The sequence below is a fragment of the Paenibacillus athensensis genome (assembly GCF_004514475.2).
GTDB lineage: Bacteria > Bacillota > Bacilli > Paenibacillales > NBRC-103111 > Paenibacillus_AL > Paenibacillus_AL athensensis.
Genome location: NZ_MYFO02000001.1, coordinates 851,985 through 866,504 on the forward strand (window position 1 = coordinate 851,985; position 14,520 = coordinate 866,504).

At 52.6% G+C, this 14,520-nt stretch carries 17 protein-coding genes and 1 tRNA gene; 5 read left to right on the forward strand and 13 right to left on the reverse strand.

All coding sequences use genetic code 11. The annotated features are described in order from the left end of the window. Window positions 1–37 precede the first annotated feature (37 nt). From B5M42_RS03930 to B5M42_RS03940, 3 genes are all read right to left on the reverse strand, one after another. Entirely contained in the window at window positions 38–253 is a 216-nt protein-coding gene (locus tag B5M42_RS03930; protein WP_134756457.1) for a hypothetical protein, read from the reverse strand. Between the two features lie 322 nt (window positions 254–575). Then, complete coding sequence (locus tag B5M42_RS03935; RefSeq protein ID WP_134756455.1) at window positions 576–1,088, reverse strand: GNAT family N-acetyltransferase; 513 nt, start codon at window positions 1,086–1,088, stop codon at window positions 576–578. Between the two features lie 67 nt (window positions 1,089–1,155). Further along, window positions 1,156–1,228: transfer RNA gene (locus B5M42_RS03940), tRNA-Val, on the reverse strand. Window positions 1,229–1,482: 254 nt separating this feature from the next. Between B5M42_RS03940 and B5M42_RS03945 the strand changes: the two genes are divergently transcribed. The 3 genes from B5M42_RS03945 to B5M42_RS03955 all read left to right on the forward strand — a co-directional run bounded on the left by B5M42_RS03945 (window position 1,483) and on the right by B5M42_RS03955 (window position 2,945). Beyond that, window positions 1,483–1,824 (forward strand): ArsR/SmtB family transcription factor, encoded by a 342-nt coding sequence (locus B5M42_RS03945; protein WP_134756453.1) that lies wholly within the window; start codon window positions 1,483–1,485, stop codon window positions 1,822–1,824. A gap of 13 nt (window positions 1,825–1,837) precedes the next feature. Beyond that, complete coding sequence (locus B5M42_RS03950) at window positions 1,838–2,344, forward strand: SRPBCC family protein (RefSeq protein WP_134756451.1); 507 nt, start codon at window positions 1,838–1,840, stop codon at window positions 2,342–2,344. Between the two features lie 133 nt (window positions 2,345–2,477). Beyond that, window positions 2,478–2,945: a hypothetical protein gene (locus B5M42_RS03955; protein WP_134756449.1), complete on the forward strand. Its 468-nt coding sequence runs from the start codon at window positions 2,478–2,480 to the stop codon at window positions 2,943–2,945. A 204-nt stretch (window positions 2,946–3,149) separates the two neighbouring features. Here the strand turns inward: B5M42_RS03955 and B5M42_RS03960 are convergent, their stop codons facing one another. The 9 genes from B5M42_RS03960 to B5M42_RS04000 form a co-directional block, all read right to left on the reverse strand. Beyond that, window positions 3,150–4,379 (reverse strand): multidrug effflux MFS transporter, encoded by a 1,230-nt coding sequence (locus B5M42_RS03960; RefSeq protein ID WP_134756447.1) that lies wholly within the window; start codon window positions 4,377–4,379, stop codon window positions 3,150–3,152. A gap of 232 nt (window positions 4,380–4,611) precedes the next feature. Further along, window positions 4,612–5,208 carry a TetR/AcrR family transcriptional regulator gene (locus B5M42_RS03965; protein WP_134756445.1) on the reverse strand — a complete coding sequence of 199 codons (597 nt, stop codon included), beginning with the start codon at window positions 5,206–5,208 and terminating at the stop codon, window positions 4,612–4,614. A 133-nt stretch (window positions 5,209–5,341) separates the two neighbouring features. After that, a complete protein-coding gene (locus tag B5M42_RS03970) occupies window positions 5,342–6,052 on the reverse strand; it encodes a restriction endonuclease (RefSeq protein ID WP_134756443.1) in 711 nt (236 codons plus the stop codon). Between the two features lie 221 nt (window positions 6,053–6,273). Then, window positions 6,274–7,221 (reverse strand): ABC transporter permease, encoded by a 948-nt coding sequence (locus B5M42_RS03975; protein ID WP_134756441.1) that lies wholly within the window; start codon window positions 7,219–7,221, stop codon window positions 6,274–6,276. Next, window positions 7,214–8,143 carry an ABC transporter ATP-binding protein gene (locus tag B5M42_RS03980; protein ID WP_134756439.1) on the reverse strand — a complete coding sequence of 310 codons (930 nt, stop codon included), beginning with the start codon at window positions 8,141–8,143 and terminating at the stop codon, window positions 7,214–7,216. Before B5M42_RS03980 ends, B5M42_RS03975 begins: the two co-directional genes overlap by 8 nt. A 24-nt stretch (window positions 8,144–8,167) precedes the next feature. After that, entirely contained in the window at window positions 8,168–9,247 is a 1,080-nt protein-coding gene (locus B5M42_RS03985) for a DUF4097 family beta strand repeat-containing protein (protein WP_134756437.1), read from the reverse strand. A 1-nt stretch (window position 9,248) separates the two neighbouring features. Further along, window positions 9,249–9,995, reverse strand: coding sequence for an ABC transporter permease subunit (locus B5M42_RS03990; RefSeq protein ID WP_134756435.1), 747 nt, complete (start codon window positions 9,993–9,995; stop codon window positions 9,249–9,251). Continuing rightward, window positions 9,996–10,709 (reverse strand): ABC transporter ATP-binding protein, encoded by a 714-nt coding sequence (locus tag B5M42_RS03995; RefSeq protein WP_134756433.1) that lies wholly within the window; start codon window positions 10,707–10,709, stop codon window positions 9,996–9,998. It lies immediately after the preceding gene. Between the two features lie 3 nt (window positions 10,710–10,712). Next, window positions 10,713–11,090 carry a GntR family transcriptional regulator gene (locus tag B5M42_RS04000; RefSeq protein ID WP_134756431.1) on the reverse strand — a complete coding sequence of 126 codons (378 nt, stop codon included), beginning with the start codon at window positions 11,088–11,090 and terminating at the stop codon, window positions 10,713–10,715. Window positions 11,091–11,436: 346 nt separating this feature from the next. Here B5M42_RS04000 and B5M42_RS04005 point away from each other — a divergent pair, with 346 nt between their 5' ends. Beyond that, window positions 11,437–12,693, forward strand: a complete 1,257-nt coding sequence (locus B5M42_RS04005) for a hypothetical protein (RefSeq protein WP_209280780.1) — start codon at window positions 11,437–11,439, stop codon at window positions 12,691–12,693. A 40-nt stretch (window positions 12,694–12,733) separates the two neighbouring features. Here B5M42_RS04005 and B5M42_RS04010 read toward each other — a convergent pair whose 3' ends face one another. Further along, window positions 12,734–13,711 carry a restriction endonuclease gene (locus B5M42_RS04010; protein WP_134756428.1) on the reverse strand — a complete coding sequence of 326 codons (978 nt, stop codon included), beginning with the start codon at window positions 13,709–13,711 and terminating at the stop codon, window positions 12,734–12,736. A 143-nt stretch (window positions 13,712–13,854) separates the two neighbouring features. Here B5M42_RS04010 and B5M42_RS04015 point away from each other — a divergent pair, with 143 nt between their 5' ends. After that, window positions 13,855–14,502, forward strand: coding sequence for a hypothetical protein (locus B5M42_RS04015; RefSeq protein WP_134756426.1), 648 nt, complete (start codon window positions 13,855–13,857; stop codon window positions 14,500–14,502). Window positions 14,503–14,520 lie beyond the last annotated feature (18 nt).

The window sequence follows — 14,520 nt, forward strand, 5'->3', positions numbered from 1 at the left end:
CGCAGCCAAGCTTGACACGGAATCGTTCCTCTTGTGATCAGAAAATCGGAATTCTGAATTTGTCCCCCTGGGTGGAATATACGATCGCTTCGGCGCTGAACAAATCGATTTTTTCCAGCGACTCCTTGATTTTGCCGACAGTCAGCTTATTGTGCGTCAGTGCTTTCAGCAAGGTTGGAATCAACTTGTGGTCGGTGCCGATGAGTGTGACGGGAATTTTTTTGTGATTATACTGAATGAAGGTGCTGTTCAACGCGATCCTCTCCCTTGAATAAAATGGATGATATTTCTATTTTATAGGCAGAGTTGTTAAAAATGTACCCCTTTTTTAAAAAAAATTTACAAAAACGCTTTCATTTGACCGCTTTGTGACAACTCTTTGACGAAGGTGCGTTCGCGCGGCGCCGCGCTGTCGAATCGCCCCGAAGCCCGGCTGACATCCTCCCGCCTACCAGGAATAAGTGGTGGATGGCATAAACAACCACCCTATCAAACAAAGCGGCCTTCTGAAAAGCAAGCTGAATCGCGTCATTCGGGAAATCGAACGATTCATGTGCATCAAGACGCTCCCTCCTTTAATCGTCGGTTGGCTGTGCCGGCCCGGCTAGGTCCAGTTGATAAAAAGCCAGATCCAGCCACTGGCCGAATTTGAAGCCGGCTCTGCGTATCGTGCCTGATGGCGTAAAGCCAAGCTTGCGATGCAGGGCGATACTGGCTGCGTTAGTTGCGTCAATCCCGGCGATCAGCGTCGCATAACCGCTCTCCTCGGCCAAGCGAATCAGCTCCTGCAGCAGCGCCTTCCCTACTCCGCGACCGCGAAAATCGCGATGCACATACACCGAATGCTCAATCGTATATTTGTACGCCGGCCACGGGCGAAAAGGCCCATACGCGGCAAAGCCCGCGATTCGTCCTTCCACTTCAGCCACCAGCACCGGATAACCCGTCTCGCGCTTATCGCGAAACCACTGCAACCGCGCTTCCGGCGTTTGCGCTTCATAGTGGTAGACAGCGGTCGTCTGGAGAATAGCTTCATTATAAATATCGAGTATGGCCCTCAAATCGGCTTCTTCCGCCCTTCTTAGCATTGGCGCTCCCTCCTTGAATAAAACAAAAACCCCTGATACACAAGGTATCAAGGGCTTCTTAACGGTATGACCTGTAGTGGGCTCGAACCACTGACCCCCACCCTGTCAAGATGGTGCTCTCCCAGCTGAGCTAACAAGTCATGTTGTTATGGCCAAGCTCTCGCTTAGCTACTTTTAGAATTATAATGCAGACCCGGCAAAAAGTAAAGACTAACTTTAATCGAAAACACGTGCAGGTTTTTATTAATATTCCTTTACAGGAATATTCCTTTTGAGGTATACTCAAGTTGTAAGAAAGACAGTTCATGAAACGAGGTGATCGGGATGACTCGATCCGAGGCCGGCGCCTCCGTCTCCGCGCCATACTCGTTCCGCCTGAAAACAGGAGGCGACTATGAACATTCAAACGTTCAGCGCTTTATCAGAGCCTAATCGCCAGCGTATCATCGACCTGCTGCTCGACGGCGCGCTGACGGTCGGGGAAATTGCCGAACGGCTCGACCTGCGGCAGCCTCAAGCCTCCAAGCATCTTAAAGTCCTACTCGAAGCCGGCTTGGTTGAAGTGCAAGCTATCGCCAACCGGCGCAATTACAAGCTTCGACTGGAGCCCTTCCAGGAGCTGGATGACTGGCTGGCCACGTACCGCGGCATTTGGGACGAGCGTTTCGACACCCTGCAGACCTATGTGAAGAAGTGGCAAGAGAAAACGAATCACCCCCATTCACCTGAATCTTGAGGAGGAATTACGTATGTCTACAATGAAAATTCGCACTGAAGGTCCTGTTCTGCTTCTGGAGCGCGTGATGGACGCGCCGCCCGAGCTCGTATTTCAAATGTTCAAGGATGCCGAGCATCTGAAGATGTGGTGGGGACCGCGCGGCTGGGAGCTGTCGTTCTGCACGGTCGATTTCCGGCCCGGCGGTGTGTGGCACTACTGCATGACTTGTATGGATAAAAATCAGGGCGATTTTTTCGGTATGGAGTCCTGGGGCAAAGCCGTCTACGGCGACATAAACGAGCCTAAGCAGTTTAATTACATCGATTATTTCTCTGACGCTGAAGGCAATATCTCGCCCGATCTTCCCCCTTCGAAAATCACAATGATTTTCGAGGAATTCGAAGGCAAAACCCGGCTGCACAGCCGCTCCGAATTCAATTCCGCCGAAGATTTGCAAAAAGTAATCGAAATGGGCATGGAGCAAGGCATTACCGAAACATGGGATCGCCTCTCCGAGTATCTGGCTTCGCAGCAATAAGCTTGACCGAACCAGCCGCTTGCATCTGCCGGGCGGTTGGTTTTCCGTTTTACGCGAAATCAACCGTTGTCCCATGCAAGCCCGTCCCTTTGCGCATACACTGTCAGCAATCGAAACGGGAGGTGAAATGAATATGGGCATCCAATTTTTGGATCAACGTATTTCGATTCATCGCAGCGACAGCGACGGCACTACCGTTTTATCGGCCACTCCGTTATTCATTGGTGATCTCGGCTTGCAGGTGCTGGCCGCCATTCCGGCCGGTAACACCTCCAATGTCAGAGTGGCTCTGGACGGTACGGTCGGAATTGGCACGGATACCGGCATTCAGGCGACCATCAGACTTACGGTGGAACGCAACAGCAACGGGACGGCTGGCACAGGCGTTGTGATTTTGACCGAGTCTTTCCCCACTGCAGGCATGACCGTAATTCCTCCCATCAGCGTGACCGCAGCCGATTTTCCTCCCGCCGCAGCCGTGCTAGCCGGACAAATTCGCTATACGCTGTTCATTGCCGTCCACGTTGCCGAAGGCACCATTACGTTGACTGGTCCCGTCGTATTTAACGGCTCCGCTTCCGCAGGTACGACCACAGGGTAACCTCTCCCTTCGCTGGATCGACGCGTCGCCCCTTCCGCACCTCTAACCGCTTGGACAGCGCAGCTCCCTAAGGTCAAGCTCCAACGGCTCCGGCCTCCCAACGGGCAACTAGCGCTTGAATAAGCGGACGCAAGCAAACGAAAAGCACAAGCCGAGGTTGCGTCCGTTCCCTCCAGCCTGCGCTTTTTGTTTGGCTTTCTCCGGTTAACCGCCCGACGTCTTGGTCACGGGCGTGACCACTGCCCCGACCTGTGTTGGTTTGCGACGAACGAGCCCAAAATACGCGACAAGCGCCGAGAAGCTGGTCAGAAACAAAATCAAGCCCATCGGTACGGCCGAATCGCCGGCAATGCCGACCAGCGGAGATACGATCGAACCGAGAATAAACGGAATGACGCCCAGCAGAGCCGCTGCGCTGCCAGCAATATGACTTTGTGATTCCATTGCCAGCGTAAAGGACGAGGTTCCGGTAATGCCAATCGAAGCAACGAACAGGAACAGCAGAATCACCAGCCCGGGCAGCGGCCCGGTAAACAGCGACCACACGAAAGCCCCCAAGCTGGAAAAGCCGGCAAGGAACAAACCGATCAGCAGGAAGCGTCGCTCGCCGACAACATGCACATAACGTCCGACAATCTGGGAGCCGAGAATCAAGCTGATGCCATTCGTGCCGAACAAAATCGAGAACATCTGCGGAGAAACGCCGTAAATATTTTGATAAATAAATGGGGTTCCCGCTACATACGCGAATACCCCGCCGATCATCAAGCCCTGCGCCAGCGCATAGCCGGTAAATTGGCGGTCTGCAAGCAGGGAGCCGAAGTTGCGCAGCATCTGGCCGAGATTGCTCGACGTACGGCGCTCGGGCGGAAGCGATTCATTCAACCCCCATGTGGCCAGCACCGTTAGCACGAGGCCAATCGTTCCGAGCGCGATAAAGACGCCCACCCAAGTCGTAAACGAAATAATGCCGCCTCCCATCACCGGAGCAACGAGCGGCGCCGCGTTATTAACCAGCATCAGCAGCGAAAAAAAACGGGTCAGCTCGTGCCCGTCGAACAAATCGCGCACGATGGCCCGCGAAATGACGATGCCCGAAGCAGCCGCAAAGCCTTGAATAAAACGTGCAGCGATAAAAAAGCCGATGTTCGGAGCTAGCGCGCAAGCGAAAGACGCGAGCAGATAGACGAGCATCGAGGCAATAATCGGCTTGCGTCTGCCCAGTACGTCGCTGAGCGCGCCCATGATGATTTGACCGAAAGCCAGACCGAGCAGACAAGCCGTCAAGCTGAGCTGCACCAGCGACGCTTTCGTGCCGAACGCAGTGGTGATTTGCGGAAATGACGGCAGGTACATATCGACCGTCAGCGGTCCAAGCGCTGAGAATGCGCCGAGGAGCAGCGCGAAACGGACATGTTGCTTGGTGGTGCGCATGATGGAATTCTCCTGTCCCTGAATGTACTGTGGGCAACGCCCATTTTTGAACCATTCGGTTCATAATTATGCAATACTATACCCCACAACTGCAGAACCTGTCAATACAGTCGGGGGCTTACCGGGCAGGAACGTCCAAAAACCTGCAATCCGCACACAGGTGAATTGCAGGCAGACGCATATTTATGAGATTTGAAGATGAGCTTGCGCACAATCCAAACAATCGAGCCAGCTATTCGCAGACTTGCAGCACCCGCAGGGTCAGGCCGATCACTTCTTCCAGCTCGTCGCGACTGGCCCCATTTGCTGCTTGAATCGACATGCCGGACACGATCGTGTGGATATAGCGGGCCAGCGCCGCAGGACTGACACCCTCCGGCAAATCTCCGGCGCGCTGGGCCTGCTCCAGCCGCAGCTGCAGCGCCTTCTCGGCATCCAGCCGCCGAGCTACCAGCTCCCGGCGAATCGGCTCCGCTTCGTCGCCGCAGGCCATCGCACCGCGAATCGTCAAGCAGCCGGGGGGATGCACCGGGTCGGTCAACGCATCAGCCGTCGCACGCACATATTTGGCGATGGCCGCTTTCACGGTCGGCTCGTCCAGGCAAGCCGCGGTATCTTTGGGCGGTCCCTGATTGATATACAAATCCAGCACCATTTGAAACAATTGCTCCTTGCTGCCAAAGGTCGCATAAAAGCTGGAGCGGTTAATGCCCATCGCTTCGGTCAAATCCGTCAGCGACGTGCCTTCGTAACCCTTTCGCCAGAACAGCTCCAATGCGCGCTCCAGCGCGCAGTCGATGGCAAAGGCGCGCGGGCGTCCTGCCGCCATAGCACTACCGCCTTTCGTTGTATCGGTTTCTGTGCCTTTTATGATACAGCAAATGACAGATGAAGTACATGCAGCGGCTGCGGCAAATCGCGCTCGTCCCACTTGCGGCTTGTCTTTGTGGCGTCCCTGCAAGCTACGCTTTCCTTATATTGCGGCACCGGGGATATCCCGAGCAACCATAGAACGGCCCCTTGGGCCCCTTTCGCAGCACCATACTTTTGCCGCAGCGCTCGCACAGCTTGGCTTCAGCCGGATGTTCGGCAATCACCTGTCTGGCCGACGGCACACTGCCGGGATTCATCTGCACAATCATCTCAACCAGGTCGTTGCGGCTGAACAGCTTGATCTCGTTCGAGCTTGCGAGCTGCTTGGCTTGCTCCGTATAGGCGCTGTTGGTGATGACCCAAGCTTCGGAAGCCTGATAATGCGCTTTCGCTGCCGCAACCTCCTGAACAGCCTTTAAGCCTACGTTGCCTGAATACCGCTTGGCTTGAATCGCCACCTTGCGGCCTTCCTTTTCAATCACCAGATCGGCCCCAAAATCGCCGCTTGCTTGCGTGACCTGAACCTTGTAGCCGCGCGCTTTAAACAACTGTCCCAAATATTGCTCAAATTGAAAGCCATCCATCCGATCGATATCGGCAATGCCCGATTTCCTCAGCTTTTCATCGGCAGCCATCTTCCTCGCCAGCAAGATCGCAAACCAAGCCCCTATACACACAAGCAATACGACAATAGAAGCGATAAAGCTCTTACTTATAAAAAATGTTCCGAAAAACGCGGCAAGCAATCCCAGCTGCATCAGCACATCTAGCGGATCTTGCTTCTTCTTCCGTCTGGCCAAGCCCCATTCCCCTCCTCAAGTCACACCCGTTCAGCATGCCCGTCATAGGTACAATGTACCATGTAGATCACAAAAATTCTACAATATTTTACTATTTTATATAAAAATTTTAAATCTTCCATGAAAAAACCCCCATCCGAGTAGAAGTAGGATGGGAGCCTATCATTACGCTGTTGTCGATGACCAGCAAGCAATTTTCATCATGTAGCCGGCTGCCACCACTAAACGGCAACGTCCCGTTTCGTAAATACCAGCCAAGAAATCAGGTTGAACAACAGGAAGTAAACGGACAGCACTGCGATGGAGAAGGTCAGCGTCATCCCTTCCTGATAAGGCCGACCATTCAAATATTGCGACAAATCGATACTGGAGAACAACAGGTATTTGCTCCACGCATAGGGCTGCAGCAGCTGCATCAGCAAGGTGCCCGCAAACAACACAAAGATGGAGAAGCCAATCGCCAGCGCACTGCTGCGGAAGGCGGTGGAGATCATAAACGCCAGCGTAACGAACATAATTGTTGATACGCCGTTCAGCAAATACGTCTGCCACAGATTGGCAAACATGTTTTTTTCGACGATTTGTCCGTTTTCCGTGAGCTGGACAAGCGGCAGATTGAAATCCGCGAACCTGTACAGCAGTCCGTTAAATAAAGTCGAGACCACAAACAAAATGACGACCAGCAGCAGTCCAAACAAAATCATCGACATATATTTGGACAGCAAAATTTGCAGCCGGCTGGCCGGTCGAATAAGCAGCAGCTTGATCGTGCCCCCGGCAAATTCGCCCGCAAGGCTGTCGCCGGCAATGATGACGGTCAGCAAGGTGATCAGTATGATCAGCTCGGCCGAATTGTTAGTGCCGTCCCACATCGTCGCGTCCTCGGGATGGATGTTGTGCTCCAGTTGATAATCGATCACCTTGATCCGTTCTTCAAAATGCTTGCGGTTTTCCGGGTTAAGCTTGGGCTCTGCCAGCATTTTTACGAAATCCGCCTTTTGCTCGGAGATTTCTTGCTGCCACGAGCCTTCGGTAGCAGCGTCTTTTTGGTCGTAATACCATTCCATAAAGCTGGAGAACAGGACAACGAAGATCAAAATGCCAATCAACAGCCATGTCCGCGGCCGTCTGTATACCTTCATATTCTCGTTACGGATCAGGTTAAACAACTGTCACACCCCCTGTCATTTCAAGGAACCGGTCCTCCAGCGACTGCCGCTGCGCCTGTACGCCATACACGCGAATATCCTGACGCATCAAATGAAGCAGCAGATCGGGAATACGCTCCCGTTCCGTCTTGACTTCCAGCCCTTCGGGCCTAAGGCAAACGCCGCTGATCCCGTCCATCTCGCGAATCGCCGCCAGCGCCCGCTCCGCCGGGTGAGCTTCGATCAAATACGTCTGGCCTTGTTCGCCCGTGCCGATGAAATCGGCAATCGTCTTGACGTCGACCAGCTTGCCTTTTTGCAAAATGGCGACGCGGTCGCACATCAGCTCCATCTCGGACAGCAGATGGCTGGAGACGATCACGGTGATGCCCTCCGTCCGCGTCAATTGGCGCAAATAATCGCGCAGCTCGCGAATCCCGGCAGGATCAAGCCCGTTCGTCGGTTCGTCCAGAATCAGCAGCGACGGCCGGTGCAGCAGCGCCTGCGCGACGCCAAGCCGTTGGCGCATGCCAAGCGAATACTTTTTCACCTTGTCGTGAATCCGCTCTTCTAACCGAACCAGCTTGATGACTTCGTCGATGCGTTCCTGCGTAACTCCCGGCACCATGCGCGCAAAATGAATCAGATTGTGATACCCGCTCAAATATTTGTACATTTCGGGGTTTTCCACAATGGCTCCGACATGGCGGATCGCCTGGTGGAACTGCGATTGAATATGGTGGCCGTTGATGATGATTTCTCCGCTGGAAATCGACATCAGCCCAACCATCATGCGAATCGTCGTCGTTTTCCCCGCCCCGTTCGGGCCCAGAAAACCGAAAATTTCACCCCGCGGAACGTCAAAGGTCAGTTGATCGATAATCGTCGTCTTCCCGATGCGCTTGGTCACGCCGCGCAGTTGGACGATAGGTTCGTTGCTCATGGAAACGCCTCCTTAGCTCGCTGTTTACTTCAGATAAACGTGGATGTCGCCGGAACGGGCTTTGGCGCTCAGCTTCCACGTACCGGCACCGATGACGCCGTCCATCCGATACGCGTAGTCGCCGTCCTTCATCACTTGAACGTCCGAAGGCAGCATCGTTTGGATACGGCCTCCATCCACCGCCGCCTCCAATGTATAACCTTCGCCTGCCGACAGCAGCAGCGTCACGTCCCCCCTGTCCGCTGTCACCTGCGTATGGCCGTGAATCCGTTCCGTTTGCAAATAAGCATCTTGCCCGTTGAGCAGCACGTCGCCCGTGACGTCTTGCAGTTGAATCGGTCCGGATTCCGCTGTACCTGTCACATTCCCGGTCAGCTTGGCCACGATGTTGCGCCCGATGCGGCTAGTCAGCACGAGATTGCCCTTCACATCCTCGATATTGACGGTGCCGTTCCGGTTGTCCAGCTCGATATCGCCCGTAATCGCCGACAAATACGCGCTGCCGTTCGCCAATTTCACCTTCAGCTTGCCGGTCACGCCGATCAGCGCCAGCGACCCGACATCCGAAATCGCTTCAACATCGCCGCGAATATCGCGGATTTGCACCGTATCGCCGGTACTCGTCAAGACCAGGTTGACGGCATCCGGCAGCTCAAGCCGGTAATCAACGGCGATTATATCCGGGTTGATCGTCTTACCGTCTGACCGCGCCGTCAGGTCGATCCGGCCGCCAGCCACCGCTTCGTCCACCTTGACGGCATCCAGCCGCCGGCTCGCCGTCTCCCGGTCAGGCCCGGAAGCTTTGACACTGTAATGCAGCCGAATCGACGCATCCACTGAACGCTGCACGGCGATTGTGCCGCGTAATCCTGTCAACGCTACCTCTTTGATTTGCTCATTCGGACGAATCTCCAGCTCACGCTCCGCGCTAGCGGTCGTACCTGTTTGCTCTTCCCGGTACGCGTCGGCCCGCTGCTCGTTCACGAATCGGTCTCCGAAATGTTCAAGCATCTGCTCCTTGCCGACCCTAATGTCGACGATCAGGCCGAGGAACAAAAGGACGACGACGGGAAGGAGCACGATTTTTTTTATCCGAAACGACATCCTACACCTCGACCTCCTTCTCGAAGATTCGCCCGTTCACCAGCAGCAAAGCGACGCACAGCACCAGCAGCACGATAAACGGACCGGAGTGCAAATACACAACCTCGTCCTGCCCGCTGCCGAACACAATATCCGGCGTCCACTGCAGCAAATTCGCCAGCAGCGGGGTAACGCGAATGACGAGCCATAACGTGCCAAAGCAGGCGCATACCATCACCGGCCATTTGAATTTGCTGACCAGTTGCCCGCAAAGAAACGTAAATTGCATGATCAGCATCATAAACACAACCACCAGCACATACATCCACAAAATGTTGACACCGACATTGAGCAGCGTCGTCCAGCCCAGCCCCTCACCATCGCCATTAGCCGCCAGCTTCAGCCAATTACTCTGCATCAACAGCAGCACAAGGCACAGCGAAGTCCACGCAATCGCCGCCAGCAGCATAGCAAGCGATGCGGTCAGCTTGGCCGCGAGCACCTTCCAGCCGCGCACGGGCAAGGACAGCAGCAAATAGACCGAATTCGTTCTCCATTCGAAATAAAGCTGATAAAACGCGCTCCCGATCGCGATCAACGATACGATCAAATAGGGCAGCAGAACCGACACAACCATCACCGTATCTTCGTCCATCGAGCTTTGTTTGTATCCCACCACCATGTGCAGCAGCATAACCGCCAGCGCATAAATACCGTACACGGGAAGTACGCTCTTTATTTCCTTGCGAAACAAATTGCGGAACGCCATTTACCCATACACCTTCTCCCAAATGCGCTCCAACGAACCGCCATAGGCCGAACGCAAATTTTCGCTCGTATCGTAAAGCTTGATCTTTCCTTGATGCAAAAAAACCGCTTCCTCGAACATCGGCTCCGACTCGTTTAAGGAGTGGGTCGAAATGACAATCGTCTGCTCGCCCGCAGCAAATTCATTAATAATCGATCGAATGATTTTGATCCGCGAAGTCGGATCGATGCCGGAAAACGGCTCATCAAGCAAAACGAGCGGCGCTTTGCGGGCGAAAGCCGTAATCAGCTTCAGTCTGGCGCGCAGCCCCTTGGACAGATGCCGAACCTTTTGGCTGCCGTCAAGCTCCATTGCAGCCAGCATTTCGGCGGCTTTCTCCTCCTGCCAGTCCGCATAAAAGCCGGACATAAATCGCAGCGTCTCCTTAACGGTCATCCAGCCGTAAAGATGATCGATCTCCGGCAAATAGGCCACGTGCTGCTTGTTGCGCACACCCGGCTCTACACCGTTAACGCGAATGCTGCCCGCAGTCGGATTGATCAGTCCGGCCAGCATCTTGAGCAGGGTGGATTTGCCGCTGCCGTTGGGGCCGAGCAGCCCGACAATAGCGCCCTTTCTTATTTGCAGATCGATGCCGCTCAACGCATGTTTCAATAAATACCGCTTATGAACTCCTTGGAGCTCGATCATGTACGGATGATCTTCGATCGACATCGTCTACCCCTCCTTGTGTTCCTTACTTAACTGGTCGCGCAGCATCCGCTCCATCTCGCCGGGCTCCATGCCGAGCCCGCGAAGCTCCTCAATACATTGCTGCACCGCCGCTTGCGCCATTTCCGTGCGGATGCGCAGCAGCATCCCCGGTTCGTTTTTGATAAAAGTCCCTTGTCCGCGCAAAGTTTCCGTCAGCCCCTCCCGCTCCATCTCCTGATAAGCCCGCTGCACCGTATTGGGATTCACCTGCGATATCGACGCCTGCTCCTTGTGGGACGGTATTTTATCTCCTGGCGAAAGCTCACCCCGGGCCAAAGCCTTCTTGACCTCATCCACCATTTGCAAATAAATCGGCTTTGAACTGTTAAAATTCAGCTGCACCCGCTGACCTCCTCACTCACGGTAAACCAGTACACTATTGAACTAGTGTACTATTACATTATTTTAGATATTGCGTTTGTTGTCAATGGATTTTTGAGTTGTTGTGGAAAAAACAAAAAAAGACTGTCCAGAAAATCAGTAAAACGGATTCGTCTGGACAATCCTTAAAACAATGCTCTAACACCGCACTTCTCCTCGCGACTATTTCCGCAAAAAGACTGCTCGTTCCGCTTGCTAGTGCTTGAAGCCTAATTGGGCTATTGCTGTCAGGTTTCAAGTCTAGTATATTTGAAGTTATATGTATCTTACATTCATCGTTGGAGCCATGAACGGAGGAGCGATTATCTTGGCCACCTTGTTTTTTTTCCTGACCGCTGCAAGCATAGTGCTGCTGCTCGTCGGTTTAATCAAGCCCGGAGCTGTCCTTTACGGAAAAGCTGTTGTAAAAAAATCGCGCAAGCGGGTCCTGCTGTACTACGGACTTTCTATGGTCGCGTTCTTTGTAGCGTTTGTTATCGCCTTGCCGGAATCTAGCGTCCCGCAGCAAAGCAGCCGCCCTGCGGCGCAACGCGAAGCCGACGCCTCCCTGCCTGCAGCAGCCACCGCGCAACCGAAGCAGCACACCGTCGAATCTTCGGCCCCGCAACCGACGAACGAGCCGGTCAAGCCCCGGACGGACCAAGAAGCCGATGCAAGCGCGGCGACGTCCGCTCCTACATCAACGCCCAAGCCGCAGCCTCAGGCCGGGCCCACTGAAGTCCCCCCGTCTCTGACAACGGACCCGGCTGACGCTCAAGCTTCGTTCTGGAAACGGGCTGCCGGTTCCGTTAGCCGGATGTTCCGCTCGGCTGCCGCTTATGTGCAAAGCGACGATCCTTTCCATGCAGAGAAACAACAGTTCTCTGAAGACGAGCTCCACGCTTTGCTGCAGCGGGAGCAGGTGTATCTTACTCTTGAAGACAAATGGTTTGGCCCGGACGCCTTCAAACGTCTTCCCGACGCCTTCGACGCGGTCATGTCCGGCGACCTCTACTTGTACGCAGGGGACATGAAGGGCGACCGACCGCAAGGGAAAGGTATTCTTTTTACCGAAACCGATTCTTCGATCACGTATGGCAAAGTGTTTACGCTTGCCTATGTCGGATATTTTGATCAAGGCGTTTTTAGTGGCTACGGCATGAAGTACGAGAAAGCGTCCAACTTTTATAACGATGAATATACGTCCCGATACACGCGTGGCTCCACCAACGGCCTTTCTCTCGATCAGCTTGGCATCGGGTATCCTGAATACGAAGGTTATTTTACAAAGGGCAAGCCGCAAGGACACGGCAAGCAGTTGGCGGTCAAGGAGCATATCGACAACTACACACCTACCCTGCTCGTCCAGTATCAAGAAACGAATGCGCCAGCCATTGCCGATTTGGAGCGCGAAATTGCCGACGATTCCAGCCCCTTGATCCATATTTCGCAGCTGCCGCCGCTGGACACCTATGTCGTCTATGAGGGCGAGTTCAAGAAAGGCAAATTCCACGGTAAAGGGACTCGGTATGACAGCGAGGGTAGCGTCGTGGATGAAGGGGTTTGGAAAAATGGCAGCAAATAAATCGCTGGATGATCGGATGAGCAAGCATTAGGCTTGCGGTTCAAGACGGTACATAAATCCGCTTTAACGGGATTAAAGCTTGCTTCTCCACAGGCATTTTATCGTACCAATCGTTGATTAGCTCTACAATACCGGATAGATCCAGCAATTTCACACCATTATGCAAAGCCGAAGAGCGCGCAGCAGCCGTGAATCCGCCTGTCGATACGAATAAACAACTTGCCCCGTGAGGATTGGCTCCCAAAAGTTGCTGTACTTCCGGTCCGCCGCTTGACGCATGACGATGCTTCACTTGAACTTTAATGATGGGCTTTTCAAAACCAAACGCATCGCGATGGGCGAGGATATCAACACCTCCATCCGGTCCTTTCGGGCTTATTGCAACCTGATATCCCATTGCTTGGAGCAGCCCTCCGACTAAATCCTGCATTTGCCACGGATCAAGTTGGTCCACCAGATCCTCCACCATCGTTTTGGCTTGCTCAATAAAATCCTGATAACTGATTTCATCCTGTTCATCGTGATCAACGGGCTGCGGAATGACCGTGCCGCCAAGTAATCCCTGAAGCTCTTGACCCCAATCATCGACTCTAAATACCGTGAGAATGCCGCCCAGTGAATTTTTGGCACCCTGGGATAAATGATCTCGGGATACTCTTTTGGACTCCCAATCAACGCAAATAACGTTGGGATAGTATGGATCGATGTCCGTGCGATGTTGATGGGCTTTGGTAACTGTTCCTATCATATATTCCCTGGTCTCCTTGGAATAGGTGATAACTCTATCGCCGACTCCAATCTCACGATAAAATCGCCATACTTGCCCCACCCATGAGAGGCGCGTGCCTGGCTTTTCGTCTTTGTAGGCTTGATTGGCCTTTGCCATCATTTTTTCCTTGGCAGAAAACGCTGCAGGATCCCCGAGTTCAGGCCAACCAATCGACGCTATATGTTGCGTTTGCCATTTGGGAATAAGCTCGTTATAGTCACCTGCACGTACCATCCACCATTTACTCAATGTCATTCGCTCCTTACACGATATCTTTATTTTCAAATATTTTTCAATAACGACCTTAAATCCTTCTCTAAAACTTGTTTCAATACTTCCAGCAGTTTCCGATTTGCCGATGACCTGATTCCATTTGCTAGGGGAGCGATACAATGAGCGCAATAGGAATGAAAGAAATTCAGAAAACATTGTTAGACATTATGGAGGAAATCAACTCGAATCGTACAGAATCATTTAATGAGCTCGCTTACATTTACGCAACCAGCAAAAGCGAATCTTACCTCAGAGATAAATTGGCGATTTCTTTGCAAAAGAAGTACGCTGATTGGATCATTGCTCGAGAATATGTACATCCGAAAAGTGTAGGGATCACTGACAATCATAGATTTGATATTGCCGTTCTTGAAATTAACAACAACATAGCTGAACCCCTGCTGATAATTGAATTGAAAACCTGGTATTGCCATGATATCTCCAAGGAGGCTGTATGGTCCTCACTGGTTAACGATCAAAAACGAATAGACGCTTTGTCTGCGAAAATAAATCGAGCGATTACCAGTATTCAAATTATATCATTTACTCATATTACCAATAAAGAGGATGATCTGCACAACGGTATTATTAAATACCAAACGTTTATAAATAACGATATCCTGCAAGCAAAAAAGAAATACCCCGAAGCCATTGACCAGTATTTCAGCAATCGCATGCATCCTCAACAGCATTTCATAAAAATAGAAACCGAAGCGGGTATCTATCAAAATCGAAAAATAAAAAATTATCTGTATCTGTTTTCCTAAAAAGAGTCTGGCCATCAG